The following is an 18,035-nucleotide window of genomic DNA, read 5'->3' as shown; positions in this document are numbered from 1 at the left end:
ACGGATAGGTCAGGGAGTGGGGGAGTTGCTCACACTGATTATGGCACGGATATACGGATAGGTCAGGGAGTGGGTAGGGACGTTGCATGCAACGTCCCTACAGGGAGTGGGAGAGTAATTATAGAATTATAAACATAGGTATTATATAACCGGATTCTACATAATTACCAGTGAAGACAACCTGGAAATAAACCATATAATTCCCTATAATTCCCTAGTATTTTACCAGTGAAGACAACCTGGAAATAGACCATATAACTCTCTAATATTTAGAGGGTAAAAACAATATGGCTAACAAAAAATTCCTGCACAATTACTGCCATCATCAGAAAATTTTTCAAGATGGTAGTCGCGATCGCAAGTCAAACTAGCTAGGAGGAGCCGAATGAAGGGGAACTTTCATGTTCGGTTCTGAAGGAGAGTTTGGGATAGCGATATCCTACTCGACTCTAACAAAGACAATTGTTGCCTGAATTAATCAAATATTTTGATGAAAAATCCCTAAAAAAGCATACCTATTATGAACCTTTTATTGGAGGTGGAGCGCTTTTATTTGAGTTACAACCAACTAGGGCAGTTATTAATGATAAAAATCCGGAATTAATTAACTGTTACCAGGTGGTGAAAGATTCTTTGGATGATTTAATTGTGGAGTTAAAAAAACATCAAGAAAAAAATAGTCCAGATTATTATTATGAAGTAAGAAATTTAGACCGTATGTCTAAATATAAAAGTTTGTCAGCAGTAGAAAGGGCTGCCAGAATTATCTATTTGAATAAAACTTGTTACAACGGTTTATTTAGAGTGAATTCTCAAGGTCAATTCAATGTTCCTTTTGGCAAATACAAAAAACCTAAAATATTAGATGAAGATGTTTTAAAAGCTGTTAGTAAATATTTAAACAAACCTCAAGTAAAACTATTAAATATGGATTTTGCAGAGGCTGTTAAGAAGGCAAAAAAAGGTGATTTTATCTATTTCGATCCACCTTATGACCCAGTTTCTGATACAGCATCTTTTACTGGATATGATGCTAATGGTTTTAACCGGAATGAACAGGAAAGATTGAAGGAAGTTGTTGATAATTTAACAGAGAGAGGTTGTCGAGTTATGTTGAGTAATTCTCAGACTGGTTTTATTATGGATTTATATCAAGATTATCATGATAAAATTCACATAGTTAAGGCAGCACGAAATATCAATTCTAAAGGTTTGAAAAGAGGTAAAGTTAATGAAATTATAGTTTTAAATTTTTCAGTTTAGAGTCGAGGGTGTACCCCTCCGGGGGAGCTTTTTCTAGTTGGGCTTTAGCCCTAATAATAGCCTAATTATAACTGTTCTACTAATAGCGTAGCTCCCCTGGAAAGGGCACATAATATTAATTAGGTTAGATATAAATTAATACTAAATCTAGCTTGGCATATTTGCGGAATAAATTGTAGGGTTACAAAAAGAGGAAGTAAATCATAGGGAAGCTATGTTTCTTATTTATTACCAAAATAAATTTTTTTATCAAAATAATTGGGTCTAAAACTCCGCCTTTTAAGGCAAAATGTTTTTGGAGACTTGCTTAAATCTCCGTTACAAAAACAACTTCTGACTTCTGACTTCTGACTTCTGACTTCGTTATAATTCAGCTTCTGGTAACCACAATAAATCTGTTACTCCGAAATCTTTGCCACATTGACTAATTAAAGTAGTAAGTTGACCGCGATGATGAGTTTGATGATTGAAAAAATGTAAGAGTAAGAACCAAACTGGAAATGTACATTCTCGTTTCTGAGACCTACTTGTAAAAGTCAAAGTTTCAGACAATTTTTCATCTGTTAACGAATCAATATAACTCTGAATTTCTTTGTCTGTTTTTTGACGTTCTTCCCATAATAAATCGAATTCATAAATTAATTCTTGTCTTAAAGATTCAATTTCAAAATTATAATTTTCACAACGACTTAACCACAATTTATCTGCTAACAAAATATGGTTGAGTGTGCCGTGAATTGAATTAAAAAATGCTCTCTTATCTTCCCGGCGTATTTCATCGGGTATGGATGCACAAACTTGGTAAATTTTTTCGTTCATCCATTGATTATATTGAGATAATCTTTGAAAATAATCGGTTGTTTTCATTAGACATTTCTAGAAAAGAGGGAGTAATTAATTGATAATGGATAATGGATAATTGATAATTGATAATTACCTCTGGTTAAAACAGTTACGGAATTGAATATAAGGAAATATCCTAGCACTTTTTTTCCCTTAAAAGGGGAGGCTTTAAACCAGGATTATTTAATTATTAATTATTAATTATTAATTATTCGGTAAGAACGTAGTAGGGAGGTTGTATGCAACGTCCGTACAAAGTAGGGGGAAATAATTGATGAATAACAGTGGGATAATTGATTTTATTTTTTATTCAGGACTTATGCAAATTGACTTTTAAACCACCATCTGTAGGGGCAAATGGTATTGGCTATCGCTAAAGGGGAAAGTTTTTTTATCACTAATTATCCAGACATAATATTACTGCGTAATCTAAAATCCGGTTATATAGTCAGGACTTACGGAAAGGCACTATTTATAGAGTAAAGTAACTGTTGGACAATAGTTTTGAGCGCTATATATAGCGTATCTGCGTAAGTCCTAATAGTATACGTGGATAATTCTATAATTACTTCAATATCCAATCTGGGTGCATCTCAATGTATGAATAAAACCAAAAATTTATCCCTTTTAGGCAACAGGGAATAGGGAATAGGGAATATATAGGAAAAAAGTATTTTTGCTTGCGATGAGATGCACCCTCTAATCTCCCCTACTCCCTGACCTAATCCGTATATCCGTGCCATAATCCGTGTGAGCCACTCCCTGACTCCCTGACTCCTAATTAAATAATTGGTTGATGAATTTCTCCTAACATTACTTTGGCTTTAGCTCCGGTAACTTCTGGCAAATTACTGGGAATTTCTAAAGAACGCCAATAAGCTAAAACTGCAAAGGCGATCGCTTCTTTAAAGTCTACATCTACACCTACTTCAGCAGTGGTAATTACTGGAATTGGTACTAATAAATTCTGTATCCGTTCTTTTAAATATAAATTATGACTACCACCACCACATAATAATATTTGGTCTGGTAAATTTGGCAAAAAATTTCGATAGCTATGATTAATAGAAGCTGCTGTTAATTCTGTGAGAGTTGCTAGTATATCAGCAGCACTTAAATTATAATTTTCTCCATCAGCAAGACAGTTAAATAAATAGTCTTTGCCAAATAATTCTCTACCTGTAGATTTTGGTGGTTTTTGTTGGAAAAAGTCTTGTTTTAACCATTTTTCTACTAAGTCTTGACATGGTATTCCACTGGCTGCCCATTCTCCATTTTTATCGTAGGTTTTCCTACCTTGAGAAAGGTGTTGTACTGCTAAATCTAATAGTGTATTACTCGGACCTGTATCCCAACCTAAAATACTATTTTTGAGGTATGGTGATTTTTGACTTTTAATATAAGCGACATTTCCTATTCCACCTAAATTTTGAATGCAGCGATTATATTCAGGGTGGCTCAGTAAATGAATATCTACACAAGGAACTAAGGGTGCACCTTGACCTCCTGCAGCAATATCAGCAGCTCGAAAATTACTAATAGTGGGAATACCTGTGATGTTAGCAATTACTTCACCACGTCCTAACTGAAGGCTATAACCTAATTGTTGAGATGGTGGACGGTGATAAACAGTTTGACCGTGAGAGCCAATAATTTCTGCTTTTTGATCGCTTTTTTGATTAATTGTAAATGCTGCTTGGGCAAATTCTTGGGCAATAGCATCATCAAGTTCTGCCAATTCAGCTATTGACAGAGAAGAACCGCTACAAACACTAAGAATTTGCGAGCGTAATTTTTCTGAGTAGGGATAAGTAGTTGCTGCTAGGAGTTCAACTTTTAAATTTGTTTGACCACCAGCAACATCAACTAAAGCAGCATCTATACCATCGACGGAAGTGCCACTAATCAAACCAATAATTTTGGTCATTTCAGTTATCAGTTATTAGTTATAAGTACCTCTTGCAATAAGGAGACTTGAAATCTGGAATATTTTCTTGACCACTATAATTTTTTTCTTAATTTTTACTTTTGACTTTTGACTTTTGATTTAGATTTTTATGCTATATTTTGTGGGTTAAAAGGGAACGCTATTAACCAGAATGTTTAAGTCATTTTTCATTACCAACAATGACAATTACTGCTGTGATATTATCCCGACCTCCTGCATCTTTAGCTGCATCTACAAGTTCTTTAGCAATAGTTTCACAATCATCACTAGAACTTAACATGGGGGTAATTACTGTGTCAGATAAATCTTCTGTTAATCCATCACTACAGAGTAATAGGCGATCGCCTGTTTGAATATCAATAGATAAGGTGTCTACTTTACCCATATCTTTCCTACCTAAACATTGAGATAGTAAATGACGCCAAGGATGTACTCTAGCTTGTTCGGGAGTTAAAGCATTCTGTCTCACTGCTTGAGCTACCCAAGTTTGGTCTTCTGTAATTTGTTCTAAGTTTTGGTCTCGAAGTCGATAGAAGCGAGAGTCACCTACATTTGCACACCAATGTTCTTGTTCTCGGAAGATAACAACTACTGCGGTGGTGCCCATATCTGAACGTTCTGGGTTTTCTAGTTGGTCGTATAAAATGGCTTCATTGGCTTTGAGAAAAGCATCTTCTAACAATTTTGATGATTCTATAACATCCTGCCAATGGCTAACAAGATAATTTTTAATTACTTCCGCAGCAATTCTACTAGCTTCTTGGCCACCTGCATGTCCTCCCATACCATCAGCAACAATAAAAAATCGTCCTTCAGGGTCTATGTAATAAGAATCTTGATTAACTGAGCGAATACAACCTTTATCAGTAGTGCCTGCGAAATTCAATTTCATAGAGTTTAGTTGAAGGCTTTTTGTCCCATTTTGATGTTTATTATCCACCTAATATATTTAATATCCCAATTTTTATATACTTTACTTTTATTTTAGCACTACAATGTTGCTAATTAATACAGTATATATCTTGCCATAAAATTATTTTATTGATAAGTTTTATCTAATCGTGTTAATGCAAACATCTTATGCAAAATAATAGTTGTATGAATCCCTAATAAATGGCAAGTCAAATAAACCATTTATTAAGGATATAATTTAGCAAAATTTGTGATTGAGTATTAATAAATTTGTTGGAAAATCAACTCACAGCTATTATTCCTAAATTGGCTCTAAATAATACCATTTCTCAAAAATTTTTCTACATTTTCTTGAGTAAGGGAGTAGGTAGGGATGTTGCATGCAACGTCCGTACAGGGAGAAATAAACATAAGAATAATTAACATTAACGGAGTTGTTAATTAGCAAAAAGGGACTTTGTCTGTATTAATTATTTAGGGCTTGCTGATTAAATCTAAAAGCATTGAAATATAAAGAATTTAGCCTTTTTGGGGTCGAAAAAAGTACCTGGTATCACGTCTAAAACGCTCATGCATGGGGCGTATTTTAGGTTCAAAGTTGGGCAGAAAAATCATTCTGACAATTCTTACTCCTACTTCCTCGCTCCCGACCCATTTCTCCTGTCTCCAGTATAGATGTCTTCCCCTCCTGGGAGGAGTTAGGGGTGGGTTGTCTCCTACCCCAGCAAAAAGACTTTATTCAGCAAACCCTATTTAATAAATGAAGCGTCACCTTAGTATAGCATTAATGCATGAGAATTGGTATAATAAAAGTTTTTTTGACTTGAAGAAGGAGTCTGAATCAATTAGTGGTATTCAGACCCGCAACTAATTGAGTACCAGCAAATCATCAAACTTAGTGGGGATATTAAACCCATTTATTTATCAAAATAATTGGGTCGCGCAACCCCGCTTTGATTGGCGAAATCTTTTTGGAGACTTGCTCAGATCCCCGTTATAAAAACAACTTCTGACTTCTGAGGACTGACTCCTGAATTCTTTCTCGATCAATCATGGAATTAACTGTTGAATTCGTGCCAAAGGAATTTCCACCCATTCAGGACGATAATTCAGTTCATAATCAAGTTCATAAACAACTTTTTCTAAGAGATAAACATCTAAAAGTACCTGTATTTCCTCTTCAGTTTTTGGCAAGAATGAACTTGACATTGTATTGTTGAGGTAAGCTTTTAAAAAAGATATGCTCACCCAGCTATACCAAAATGTAGACCATTGTTCCATGGCAAGCAAATTTTCAGGACGAATCATTCCATTTTTAATTTCTTCCTGGAGAGCAACGTTAGCTGCATAATAAAATGACTCTAACATTATTGCTATATCTCGAAGTAAGGAACGCTTCATGCGACGTTCATTTAAAGGTCGAACACCTTCCCCTTCAAAATTAACAACTACAAAATCTTTACCTGTAAATAAAACGTTTTCTAAATGATAATCTCCATGGCAACGAGTACGCATCGCAGTAATTTTTCGTTCTACGACAGAACCTAAATGTGTCATAATTTGGTCCTGACGATTAATTACATTTTTCGCTAATTGTTGTTTATCTTGTGAAAATCCTGATAGGTGTTTTTTCAGCTTTAATAAAATTCTTCCTGTCTGGTTTCTCATATACTGATAAACCGACCTTTGATAAAAAGGTGTAAACTGTTCGGGAGCAAAATTTGGATTCTCTAAATCAGAAGCTAAGGCATGATGAATATTTCCTGTAACTTTGCCTAAATTTTCAGCGAAACTTATATAAGAACCAATCAGGTCGGAGACTTCTTCAGTGATTTCAATATTTAAAGCATTATTAACAGTAATCTGAGGAATTTCTAACTCATTTACAGAGGTTTGTTCCACCATTATTCTATCAAAATAATCCCTCAAAATATCAGAAGTATAAGACCAACAATCCATTGCTTCAGGAATAAATTGTTCTAATATACCAATGGTTATTAAATTAGTTCCCTGTTGGTGATATTCCAGATATCCTGCTATTTGAGAAATATTTCCTGAAATTTCTGAGTTTTGAGACCTAGATTTATTTGTCAAGAAGTTGCCAACTTCTAAATCTGGATTAATACCAATTTCTAGTTTTCGTAATAACTTAAGCATTAATCCTGTACCGAAATTAATCAGAGTTTTATCATGTTTTTCTGAGGAAATCTGAGGATTAATATTCCCTGTATTTGTCTGCATCATCTCTGCTAATACATCGTTAGATTTTCCTCGAATAACACCTTTATTTCCGTGATATTTTTGGTTTTGGGCGATGGCATCAAAAGGCATATTTAAAAAATCTCTATCTCCCAACACATCAAACAAAATTCCAGGCTTTTCTTGCTGCTGCATTTGCAACTCTGCAACAATCTGTTCCCGAGGAATTTGAGGAGTTATTTCTGTGGGAATTAAATAGCTCAAACCAATCAAATATGTTTCTGGCGACCCCTCTGTATAATTAAAATCTAAAAATATTAAAGCAGTTTCTTTTTGTTGATAATCAATAGGAATTACCTCTGTAATTTCTGTAGATTGAATAACCTTATTTTTACCTCCAAACCAAGGGAAGCTGCTCAAATAATTAGGTAAAGTTGACTCTAATCTACTCTTGATTTCTGCCTGAGAAAATATATCTTTCCAATTACCTGCTACGGTCAAAACAGGAAGTTTACTTAGAGGTTTTGGAGTCTCAATATAAGTTTGTTGTGGTTGTAAAGTAAACCAGTAAAAAGCATAAGGACTTAAACTAAAAAAGTATGGATGCTCTTCAATAGCTGGAAACTTAGTTCTACCAAAAATTTCCACAGGAACCATACCATTAAAAGCTGATAAATCTAACTCTACTACTTGCACGAAACGAGAGAGATTAGCTACTACTAAAATATGCTGACCAGCATAAGTACGAGTAAAAGCCAAAACCTTCCTATTTTCCGGATGCAACAACTCAAAGGAACCCCGTCCAAAAGCTTGAAAACGTTCCCTGGTAGAAATCAAACGCTTCATCCACCACCACAAAGAATTAGAATTAGCCTGTTGAGCCTCTACATTAATTGTTTCGTAATGGTATTCAGGGTCAACAATAACAGGAGCATATAACTTTTGTGGATTTGTACGACTAAAACCAGCATTGCGATCAGCAGTCCATTGCATCGGAGTCCGCACACCATTACGATCGCCCAAATAAATATTATCTCCCATACCTATTTCATCCCCGTAATACAAAACGGGAGTCCCAGGTAAAGACAACAATAAACTATTAAGCAATTCTATTTGCCGACGGTCATTTCCCAATAGAGGGGATAAACGGCGACGAATACCCAAATTTATTCTGGCCTGTGGGTCTTGAGCATAAGCCTTATACATATAATCTCGGTCTTCATCGCTGACCATTTCCAGAGTCAACTCATCATGGTTACGCAAAAACAAAGCCCACTGACAGTTATTAGGAATAGAAGGAGTTTGTTTGAGAATATCAGAGATCGGAAAATTATCCTCCATCCGCAAAGCCATAAATAAACGAGGCATCAAAGGGAAATGGAAGTTCATGTGACATTCATCTCCCGCCCCATAATATTTAGCGGCATCTTCAGGCCATTGATTAGCCTCTGCTAATAACATTCGATTAGGATATTTGGCATCTATGTGCCCCCGTAATTTTTTGAGAAAGGTATGGGTTTCTGGCAGGTTTTCGCAGTTAGTACCTTCTTCAACACAAAGATAGGGAACTGCATCAAGGCGCATTCCATCAACTCCCATGCTCAACCAAAAGTCTGCCAACTCTAAAACAGCATCTTGTACCGCAGGGTTTTCGTAGTTGAGGTCTGGTTGATGATAAAAAAAGCGATGCCAATAGTAAGCTTGAGCTACAGAGTCCCATGCCCAGTTAGAATTTTCAAAGTCTTGGAAAATAATGCGGACTTCTGGGAATTTATCAGCACTATCACTCCAAACATAAAAGTCTCTTTCTACACTACCTTTGGGAGCGCGACGTGCTCTTTGAAACCAAGGGTGTTTGTCAGAAGTATGGTTGACTACAAGTTCGATAATGACCCGAATTCCTCTGTCATGGGCAGCATCTAGAAGTTGTTGAAAGTCTTCTATGTTGCCGTAGATGGGGTTAATACTTCTATAGTCAGCAATGTCATAACCATCGTCTCTGAGGGGAGAGGGAAAAAATGGTAGAGTCCAAATTGCTGTTACTCCCAGGTCTTGCAAATAGTCTAATTTTTCTGTAAGTCCCTGAAGGTCTCCAATACCGTCACCGTTACTATCAGCGAAAGCTCGAACTGGTACTTCATAAATTATGGCGTCTTTGAACCAAAGTGGGTCGTTTTTTAGCATGGGGTAAGGCTTTTTCTTTTGTTGAGGATTCCTGGTAATTATAGCTGAAAGGGAGATGGGGAGATGGGGAGGTGGGGTGATAGGGAGATGGGGTGATAGGGAGATGGGTGTATTTTCTAATTATTGTGTATAGAGCAATAGTCAGATTTGACAATTAATTTTCTGTGAGTGGAGGAAATTTTAGGTAGAGAGATACGCTCAAATTCTGTCAAAGATTTTTCAGATTATTTTCTTTTACTATCCTGACAGAAACAACAATCTGGGTATTACTGATTAAAGTAAAACTGCAAGAATTTTTGAAATAAAATCAAATTTCTATTTGGTATTATTTCACCTTTCTCAGTTTCCTTGCTTTCTAGGTTTGATGTTCTACTGTTGCGTATGTCGCAATAGTGAAATTTAACAATTAATTTTTCGATTCTTGATTTACTAATAATTTGTTTGTGACTAGAGGAAATTCTAGGTAGAGAGACAGTCAAATATTTTCTGGGGTGTGGAAATCAACTGTCAGTTTCCTGACTTTTTAGGTTTGATGCTCTACTGTTGCGTATGTCGCAATAGTGAAATTTAACAATTAATTTTTCGATTCTTGATTTACTAACAATTTTTTTGTGACTAGAAGAAATTCCCGGTAGAGAGATAGTCAAATATTTTCTGTCAGTGGAAATAAAGTCTGAGTTTCCTTACTCTCTAGGTTTGATGTTCTACTATTGCGTATGTCGCAACAGTGAAATTTTACAATTAATTTTTCGATTCTTGATTTACTAGCAATTTTTCTGTGACTAGAAGAAATTCCCGGTAGAGAGATAGTCAAATATTTTCTGTCAGTGGAAATAAAGTCTGAGTTTCCTTACTCTCTAGGTTTGATGTTCTACTATTGCGTATGTCGCAACAGTGAAATTTTACAATTAATTTTTCGATTCTTGATTTACTAGCAATTTTTCTGTGACTAGAGGAAATTCCGAGTAGAGAGATAGTCAAATATTTTCTTAGATATAGAAATCAGCTCTCAGTTGCCTTGCTGTCTATTTTATTTTCTAGTCCGGAAATAAACAAATACATTAGATAGATATTAGTAATAAAGTAAAACGGCAACGGCAAAATAAAAGCTCAGTTGCCATAAATGTTTTTTGGCGGAAAACATTATTTTACTGCAACCTAGCTTGGTTATTAACAGGAAAAAATCAATGAAAAATACGAATCACAACAACAAAGGTTGGATTCTAGCAAAGCTAGTATTGCCTTTGATTACGTCTGTAACTGTGTGTTTACTAACTTCATCAACTACATCAATTGAAATAGAGATATGTGATGTACCAGTGAAGTTTGAGGTAAGGAGGGAAAGCTTATTGAAATAATAGACCAATCTTTTGCTAAAGTAAGTTCGTAATTAGCATTTGAGGGTGTACTTCTCATAAAGGTACACCCATTTATTATGTGATTTTGTTGACTCGTATTTGTTACAGACATATCAAGTTTTTCATGATTTAAAGTCGCAATACTATCATTAATACTCATTAATACGGAAAGTATACTAAAACTTCCGGACTAATAACTAATAAATTTTCTGTGAGTCGAAAAATTCTGGGTAGAGAGACAGAGTTAGATATTTTCTTAGATGTAGAAATCAACTCTGAGTTACCTTGCTCTCTAGGTTTGATGTTCTACTATTGCGTATGTAGCAACAGTGAGATTTTACAATTAATTTTTCGATTCTTGATTTACCAACAATTTTTCTGTGACTAGAAGAAATTCCGGGTAGGGAGAAATAGAGTCAAATATTTTCTGGGATGTAGAAATCAACTCTCAATTTCCTTGCTCTCTAGGTTAGATGTTCTACTATTGCGTATGTCGCAACAGTCAGATTTAATAATTAATTTTTCGATTCTTGATTTACTAATAATTTTTCTGTGACTAGAAGAAATTCCGGGTAGGGAGAAATAGAGTCAAATATTTTCTGGGATGTAGAAATCAACTCTCAATTTCCTTGCTCTCTAGGTTAGATGTTCTACTATTGCGTATGTCGCAACAGTCAGATTTAATAATTAATTTTTCGATTCTTGATTTACTAATAATTTTTCTGTGACTAGAGGAAATTTCCGGTTAGAGAGACAGTCAAATATTTTCTGGGATGTGAAAATCAACTGTCAGTTTCCTGACTTTCTAGGTTTGATGTTCTACTATTGCGTATGTCGCAACAGTCAGATTTAATAATTAATTTTTCGATTCTTGATTTACTAATAATTTTTCTGTGACTAGAGGAAATTTCCGGTTAGAGAGACAGTCAAATATTTTCTGGGATGTGAAAATCAACTGTCAGTTTCCTGACTTTCTAGGTTTGATGTTCTACTGTTGCGTATATCGCAATAGTCAGATTTAATAATTAATTTTTCGATTCTTGATTTGCTAATAATTTGTTTGTGACTAAAGGAAGTTTCCGGTAGAGAGATAGTCAAATATTTTCTGGGATGCAGAAATCAACTCTGAGTTTCCTTGCTCTCTAGGTTTAATGTTCTACTGTTGCGTATGTCGCAATAGTCAGATTTAATAATTAATTTTTCGATTCTTGATTCACTAATAATTTTTCTGTGACTAGAGGAAATTCTGGGTAGAAATATAGTCAAATTCTTACTTTTGACTTTTGACTTTTGACTTCACCAAAGACTTCAGTGAAACAACAGCCATATTGTTACAATATTTAACAACCTTTATAAAAAAAATCTGAAATTTTATGAATCTGGAAAAAATATCATCTAATACCCAAAAAGAATATTTGAATTCACATACTAAGAAATTAGACACATTAGAAATAGAGGCAATGCCAGTGACAAATATAAATATGGTTAAGTCTCAAGATTATTCAAAACCAGTAGAAAATAATGCTCTACGCTATGACCCAGAAGCAATCACAGCCTTCTACAGTAAACGCCCTTTGCCAGTATGGAAAAGACGCATCAGTGTTTTATGGACTTTTTTATCATTTGCTTTTAGCTTGTGGTTGGACAAAATTACAGGTAATGCCACTAAAAATGAACCAAAACGGGCAATTAGGTTAAGAGAAATTTTGACAAATCTAGGTCCTGCTTTTATTAAGGTGGGACAAGCACTATCTACTCGACCAGACTTAGCTTCTCCCACATATTTAGAAGAGTTGACTAAATTACAAGACCAATTACCCCCTTTTCCTAATGAATTAGCCTATCGTTTTATAGAAGAAGAATTAGGTTTCCGTCCAGAAGAAATTTATGCAGAATTAACACCTAATCCCATTGCTGCAGCTTCTCTTGGACAAGTTTATAAAGGCAAACTTAAAACAGGCGAAGCAGTAGCGGTAAAAGTACAACGTCCTGGTTTAGCGGAAAATATTGCTTTAGACATTTATATATTAAGAACACTAGCTATTTGGACACATAAAAGTATTAAGCGACTCCGCAGTGACTTAGTAGCTATTATGGATGAGTTTGGGGCTCGAATATTTGAGGAAATGGACTACACTCAAGAGGGTCGTAATGCGGAAAAGTTTAAACAACTCTACGGTCATCTTCCAGATATTTATGTTCCTAAAATTTATTGGCAATATACGGGTCGTCGTGTATTAACAATGGAGTGGATAACAGGTACTAAGTTAACTAATTTGGAAGCTATAAAAGCTAAAAATATTGATGCTAAATATCTGATAGAAGTAGGCGTGCAATGTTCTTTGAGACAGTTATTAGAACATGGTTTTTTTCATGCTGACCCTCATCCTGGTAATTTATTAGCTAGTCCAGAAGGTAAGTTGGTTTATCTAGATTTTGGCATGATGAGTGAGGTTAAACCTTATCAACGATATGGTTTATTAGAAGCAGTTGTACATTTAGTAAATCGTGATTTTGAAGCTTTAGCTCAGGATTATATTAAGCTGGAATTTTTGACTCCTGAAACTGATGTAACTCCAATTATTCCTGCCTTAGCTGGTGTGTTTAATAATGCTCTTGGTGCTAGTGTGGCAGAACTTAATTTTAAGAGTATTACAGACCAGTTATCAGCTTTAATGTATGAGTATCCATTTACTGTGCCTGCTTATTATGCTTTGATTATTCGTTCTTTGGTAACTTTGGAAGGTATTGCGATTAATGTCGAACCTAATTTTAAGGTGTTGAGTAAAGCTTATCCTTATGTGGCAAAACGTTTACTAACTGACCCTGCTCCTGAGTTAAGAACTTCTCTGAAAGATTTACTTTTTAAAGATGGTGATTTTCGTTGGAATAGATTGGAAAATCTATTAAGAAATGCGAGTAATAGTGATGATTATGATATTAGCAAGGTGTTAGACCAAGCTCTAGATTTCTTATTATCTGAACGTGGTGATTTTATTCGGGTGCGTTTAGTTGAAGAGTTGATTAATAGTCTAGACTTAGCATCCAGAAATACTTTTTCTAATGTGAGAAATAGAGTGGGTGAATTGTTGGGTATGAAGGAAGAAAAACCGACCAGAATTACATCTACAAATTCTCCAGAAGAAAAAAGAGCAGAGCATATTCAACGTATTTGGCAAATTATTCAAGATACTCCTGGTTTTGATGCTATGCAGTTGGCGCAGTTAGTACCAAATTTGTTGGTTAAACCAGAAATGCAAAAGATGGGGCAACAAGTGGCAAGTGGTTTGACTCAACGGGCGATCGCTCGTTTGATTCGTCAAGTATTATTATCTCCAGAGCATTCTAATGGTAATGGTAATGGTCATCAACCAGATACTAAACCTCAACTTTCTTTGCCTGTTCCTAGGTAAGTCGATTAATTATTTAATAGTTAATTATTATTAGTTGTTAGTCGGAAAAATTTCTACTGGCAACTAATTTTTTATAGCGCTACGCGCTAGGGAATAGGGAATAGGGAATAGTAAATTTTTAAAGGGTTTTCGGTGCGGAAAAGCTCCGCTAACAGGATATAAAAAATATTTATTCGTTGGAAATAGATTTCTCTAAATATACAGTTATTAGAAAAAAGCAAGCTAGTCTTTTTTACCATGATTTAGAAAAAGCAGGCGTAAGCATAAAATATCGCAAATTTCCTCCGATAAGGGAGTTTGATAATTTCGGAAAATTAAATTAAACAGAAGTTTTACGCCATCGCTCAAACATTAACGATCTTGTAAATTGCCTAACAAATTTATTACCTTCTGTACTTGATATCGAACATTTAGGAGAATCGCTTTTATCTGGGGTAAATTCTCGCCTAATTGGTGAATTAACTGAAGAAACCTATAGTTATCGTCATTCTATTTTTTCTTCCTCTGCTGGAGTTGAAGAAGTCGCAAATATCATTTTAACGATTATAAAAAGTGCTGATTTGGAAAACAAAACACTAGGAAAAAGTTAGATGAAGTGCGGGATGTTTTTTCTCAAAATCCCAAATACTTCGTTAATACTGAAATACTAGAACATATTACTAGACTAATCATCTCAGTACGAAATCATATTGCTCATCCTTCTTCAGAAAATAGTTATTTAAAGGATATAATAGCTATTCAATCTCGCTTGTCTTCTCATTTAGCATTTGCATTTCTACAATTTACGACTCAAGCACTAAATTTTTTGGTCAAAAATTACCTGAAGTTGCTTTAGCAATGCGTCTAGCTAAAGCTCAAGGTGGAGGTAAAATTATGGGTATAGCTTTAAAAGATTAGAAATATAAAATTAGCAAAAATTAACTACAGCCTCAAGTTTTATAATTAATATAATGTCAAGCATCAAGTGTATTTTAATTCAATTTTTTGACATTTTAATCTAACTATTTCCTATATGACAATCCTAAATAGGTTGTGAAAAATTTAATTATAGTTAATAGCCATTCGACATCTCTAAAAAAAAGATCAAGATATAGACTTTTTGTAAGGGCAGGAAACAGAGAATATATTTTCGCAATCAAGATACGAAAAATGATTTTGTAAGTGACTTTTACAACTTTAGCTTATCTTAAATAAAGAGCAAGTTGATTTTCTGTAGATATCTATTAAAAATCCTTTATATTCTGACTCGCTGACTCCAGCAATTCTTGCTCCTAACCAACACTAAAATATCACAAATGAAATTAGGATGACTATATAACTATGGTAAAACAACTAACCTCTAAAAAACGTGCTGAAGCTCTAGATGCTCTACGAGGATTTGCTATTTTAATGATGGTATTATCAGGTATAATTCCTCGTGATGGAACACTTCCTACTTGGATGTATCATGCTCAAACACCACCACCAAATTATGTATTTAATCCTAATATTCCTGGACTGACTTGGGTAGATATTGTTTTTCCAATTTTCTTATTTGCAATGGGAGCATCTATACCCCTAGCTTTATCTCGATTAATAAATAAAGGATGGCGATACATTTCAATATTTTTCTTCATCCTGAAAAGAGGATTTTTGTTAGGCACTTTTGCTATAGTTTTACAACATTTTCGACCGCACATTATTAATAGTGCAGAGGAAATTCCCGAAAAGTGGAAATTGGCTTTATTGGGATTTTTAATCCTATTTTTAATGTACAGTCGTTTGCCAAAATTTATCCCCAAGTTAATCAATCAATTAATTACTGTAGTTGGTTGGTTTTTATGTGTTTTAGTTCTCAGTCGATTAGTATATCCAGATGGTAGTAACTTTTCATTAGAACGTAGTGATATTATTCTCATCGTTTTAACTAATATGGCTGTTTTTGGTTCGATAATTTGGTTATTTACTCAATCTAATTGGTGGTTACGTTTAGGATTATTGGGAATATTATTAGGGCTAAGATTTTCTGCTGCTGATGATGGATGGGTAAAAGATTTTTGGTTTAACTCTCCTTTGCCTTGGATTTTTAGATTTGATTATTTGAAGTACTTATTTATCGTCATTCCAGGTACTATTAGCGGAGATTTAATTTTAAAATGGATGAGAAATAATGAAAGTAGCGATCGCGATTCGACATTAGAAAAATGGCCAGCTAGTCGTTTTTTTATTATTGCAGTATTAATGCTTACTATTGACTTGGTATTATTGATTGGGTTACAATCTAGGCTAGTTTTAGAAACAACTTTAATCAGCGGAGTTTTATGTGCTTCTGGTTGGTTATTATTCCAGCAACCAAGTAATCAGATAGAAAATTTACTCAATAAACTTTATGGTTGGGGAATTTATTGGCTAGTATTAGGATTAGCTTTTGAACCTTTTCAAGGTGGGATTAAAAAAGATAGTGCTACTCTAAGCTACTTTTTCATTACTACAGGAATGTCTATTTTTTTGTTAATTCTATTCACTGTTGTTAGAGATTATTTTCAGCAAAAAAGTATTCTCAAATTATTTATCTATAATGGTCAAAATCCAATGATAGCTTATGTGGTTTTTGGTAACTTACTCTTACCTATCTTGAAATTAACTGGATGGTATGAAAAAATTGCACAAATGACTCAAACAACAAGGTTAGGATTATTAACGGGATTTATTTATACATTAATAGTGGCATTAATTGTAAGTATTTTTAGCAAATTAAAGCTTTTTTGGAGGACTTAAAAACAGCAAAAAAAAACTAAAATATTATCGGTCATTTTATAGATGTAGTAATTTCCTGTGGAGTCAGGTAACAGAGATGGGATAATGGGTCGGCATAAACAAACCTGGTAGTGTAAAAAAAGAGGAAACAAAAAATATTTCCAATTTTTAAGTTTCAAAGAAATAGTATTGACAAATTATTTGACTTTTTCTAATACCAATTTTATGTAAGGCTGCACTTGAATCAGTTAGTCTCCTGGGTCGGAAGTGCGAAATTCAGGTGTATGATGGAGGACTCAGATCCGCCACAAAGGTGTACCACTAATTTTTTTAAATATACTGAGAGTCTTGAACCTAATATTAAAATAAATATAGATAATTATGAAATTAATTCATTTATCTCTGTCGATCTACGGTCAATTCAAAATTGAATCTTATTCTATACAGCTTTATTTTAATTGGGTATTAAAATATTACTACTTGTACAGTACTACCAATATTTATTAACAAGAGAAGGAGGATTTTATGAGTAGTATAATTCCTGTTATTTTCGTATGGTTTATCACATTATTTGGAGCTTGTGTAGGTATTATCATTGGAGGTACTATTGGGGGAATTGTTGGTGCAATTACTAATTTAATCACTAAATTTAGATGCACGATGAGAATATTCAATGCAGCAACTTTTACTTCACTTTTTAGTACGTTCATTTTTATAGTTGTAGCTCATCAAAAAATTCAACCTCTAAATTGTGCAGATGGTTTAGATGGATTTTATGCCTGTTTCAGTCCACTACTTATCCCTTTTTGGGGAGCAATTATTGGAGGAATATTTGGCTCATTCGTAGGAGTTATAATGGAAATATATACTAAATCTAATAATTAAATTCAAGGGTGTATTGAAATATCTGATATTAATTTTGAATAAATTAGTTTTGAAGAAGGAAGAAAGCTTTAGTTATATCCTAGGAGAGAAGGAAAAAGTGCATGGGGATACTGAAAAATTGCAACTTTACCTATACAAACCCCAACAAGCTTGTAAACAGTGTGACGGTAGTGTATTAAATCCATAAGGGAAAAGATCATTACTTGTATTTCAGATAAAATTGATCTTTGACTCTCTAGTTCAACTTTCAGCCTTTGTGAAATAACTCTACCATTATTTTTCGTATTTCATATC

9 protein-coding genes are annotated in these 18,035 nt (G+C 34.1%); 5 read left to right on the top strand and 4 right to left on the bottom strand.

All coding sequences use genetic code 11. From position 1 onward, the window contains the following. Window positions 1-465: 465 nt before the first annotated feature. Complete coding sequence (locus tag F6K06_RS20765) at window positions 466-1,263, top strand: DNA adenine methylase (RefSeq protein WP_287241420.1); 798 nt, start codon at window positions 466-468, stop codon at window positions 1,261-1,263. Between the two features lie 363 nt (window positions 1,264-1,626). Here the strand turns inward: F6K06_RS20765 and F6K06_RS20760 are convergent, their stop codons facing one another. The 4 genes from F6K06_RS20760 to treS all read right to left on the bottom strand — a co-directional run bounded on the left by F6K06_RS20760 (window position 1,627) and on the right by treS (window position 9,349). Beyond that, the gene (locus F6K06_RS20760; RefSeq protein ID WP_287241418.1) at window positions 1,627-2,130 is read right to left on the bottom strand and encodes a DinB family protein; all 504 of its coding nucleotides are present in this window, start codon (window positions 2,128-2,130) and stop codon (window positions 1,627-1,629) included. 757 nt (window positions 2,131-2,887) lie between these two features. Further along, on the bottom strand, window positions 2,888-4,033 hold the full coding sequence (locus F6K06_RS20755; protein ID WP_287241416.1) for an anhydro-N-acetylmuramic acid kinase: 1,146 nt from the start codon (window positions 4,031-4,033) through the stop codon (window positions 2,888-2,890). A gap of 181 nt (window positions 4,034-4,214) precedes the next feature. Beyond that, the gene (locus F6K06_RS20750) at window positions 4,215-4,946 is read right to left on the bottom strand and encodes a Stp1/IreP family PP2C-type Ser/Thr phosphatase (protein WP_287241414.1); all 732 of its coding nucleotides are present in this window, start codon (window positions 4,944-4,946) and stop codon (window positions 4,215-4,217) included. 1,070 nt (window positions 4,947-6,016) lie between these two features. After that, window positions 6,017-9,349 (bottom strand): maltose alpha-D-glucosyltransferase, encoded by a 3,333-nt coding sequence (gene treS, locus F6K06_RS20745; RefSeq protein ID WP_287241412.1) that lies wholly within the window; start codon window positions 9,347-9,349, stop codon window positions 6,017-6,019. 2,731 nt (window positions 9,350-12,080) lie between these two features. Here treS and F6K06_RS20740 point away from each other — a divergent pair. The 4 genes from F6K06_RS20740 (at window position 12,081) to F6K06_RS20725 (ending at window position 17,928) form a co-directional block, all read left to right on the top strand. Further along, a complete protein-coding gene (locus F6K06_RS20740; protein ID WP_287241410.1) occupies window positions 12,081-14,120 on the top strand; it encodes an AarF/ABC1/UbiB kinase family protein in 2,040 nt (679 codons plus the stop codon). A gap of 1,320 nt (window positions 14,121-15,440) precedes the next feature. After that, window positions 15,441-16,877: a DUF5009 domain-containing protein gene (locus F6K06_RS20735; RefSeq protein WP_287241408.1), complete on the top strand. Its 1,437-nt coding sequence runs from the start codon at window positions 15,441-15,443 to the stop codon at window positions 16,875-16,877. A gap of 504 nt (window positions 16,878-17,381) precedes the next feature. Next, window positions 17,382-17,741 carry a hypothetical protein gene (locus tag F6K06_RS20730; RefSeq protein ID WP_124146161.1) on the top strand — a complete coding sequence of 120 codons (360 nt, stop codon included), beginning with the start codon at window positions 17,382-17,384 and terminating at the stop codon, window positions 17,739-17,741. Window positions 17,742-17,775: 34 nt separating this feature from the next. Beyond that, window positions 17,776-17,928 carry a hypothetical protein gene (locus tag F6K06_RS20725; RefSeq protein ID WP_161564629.1) on the top strand — a complete coding sequence of 51 codons (153 nt, stop codon included), beginning with the start codon at window positions 17,776-17,778 and terminating at the stop codon, window positions 17,926-17,928. Window positions 17,929-18,035 lie beyond the last annotated feature (107 nt).

The organism is Okeania sp. SIO1H4 (genome assembly GCF_010672695.1).
Lineage (GTDB): Bacteria > Cyanobacteriota > Cyanobacteriia > Cyanobacteriales > Microcoleaceae > Okeania > Okeania hirsuta.
Note: the sequence above shows the minus strand (reverse complement) of the source record. Positions and strands in the feature narration are given on the sequence as shown.

Coding starts and splice junctions, on each gene's coding strand:
- F6K06_RS20760 (WP_287241418.1), bottom strand. CDS start 2,130: ATGAAAACAACCGATTATTTTCAAAGATTATCTCAATATAATCAATGG.
- F6K06_RS20755 (WP_287241416.1), bottom strand. CDS start 4,033: ATGACCAAAATTATTGGTTTGATTAGTGGCACTTCCGTCGATGGTATA.
- F6K06_RS20750 (WP_287241414.1), bottom strand. CDS start 4,946: ATGAAATTGAATTTCGCAGGCACTACTGATAAAGGTTGTATTCGCTCA.
- treS (WP_287241412.1), bottom strand. CDS start 9,349: ATGCTAAAAAACGACCCACTTTGGTTCAAAGACGCCATAATTTATGAA.
- F6K06_RS20740 (WP_287241410.1), top strand. CDS start 12,081: ATGAATCTGGAAAAAATATCATCTAATACCCAAAAAGAATATTTGAAT.
- F6K06_RS20735 (WP_287241408.1), top strand. CDS start 15,441: ATGGTAAAACAACTAACCTCTAAAAAACGTGCTGAAGCTCTAGATGCT.
- F6K06_RS20730 (WP_124146161.1), top strand. CDS start 17,382: ATGAGTAGTATAATTCCTGTTATTTTCGTATGGTTTATCACATTATTT.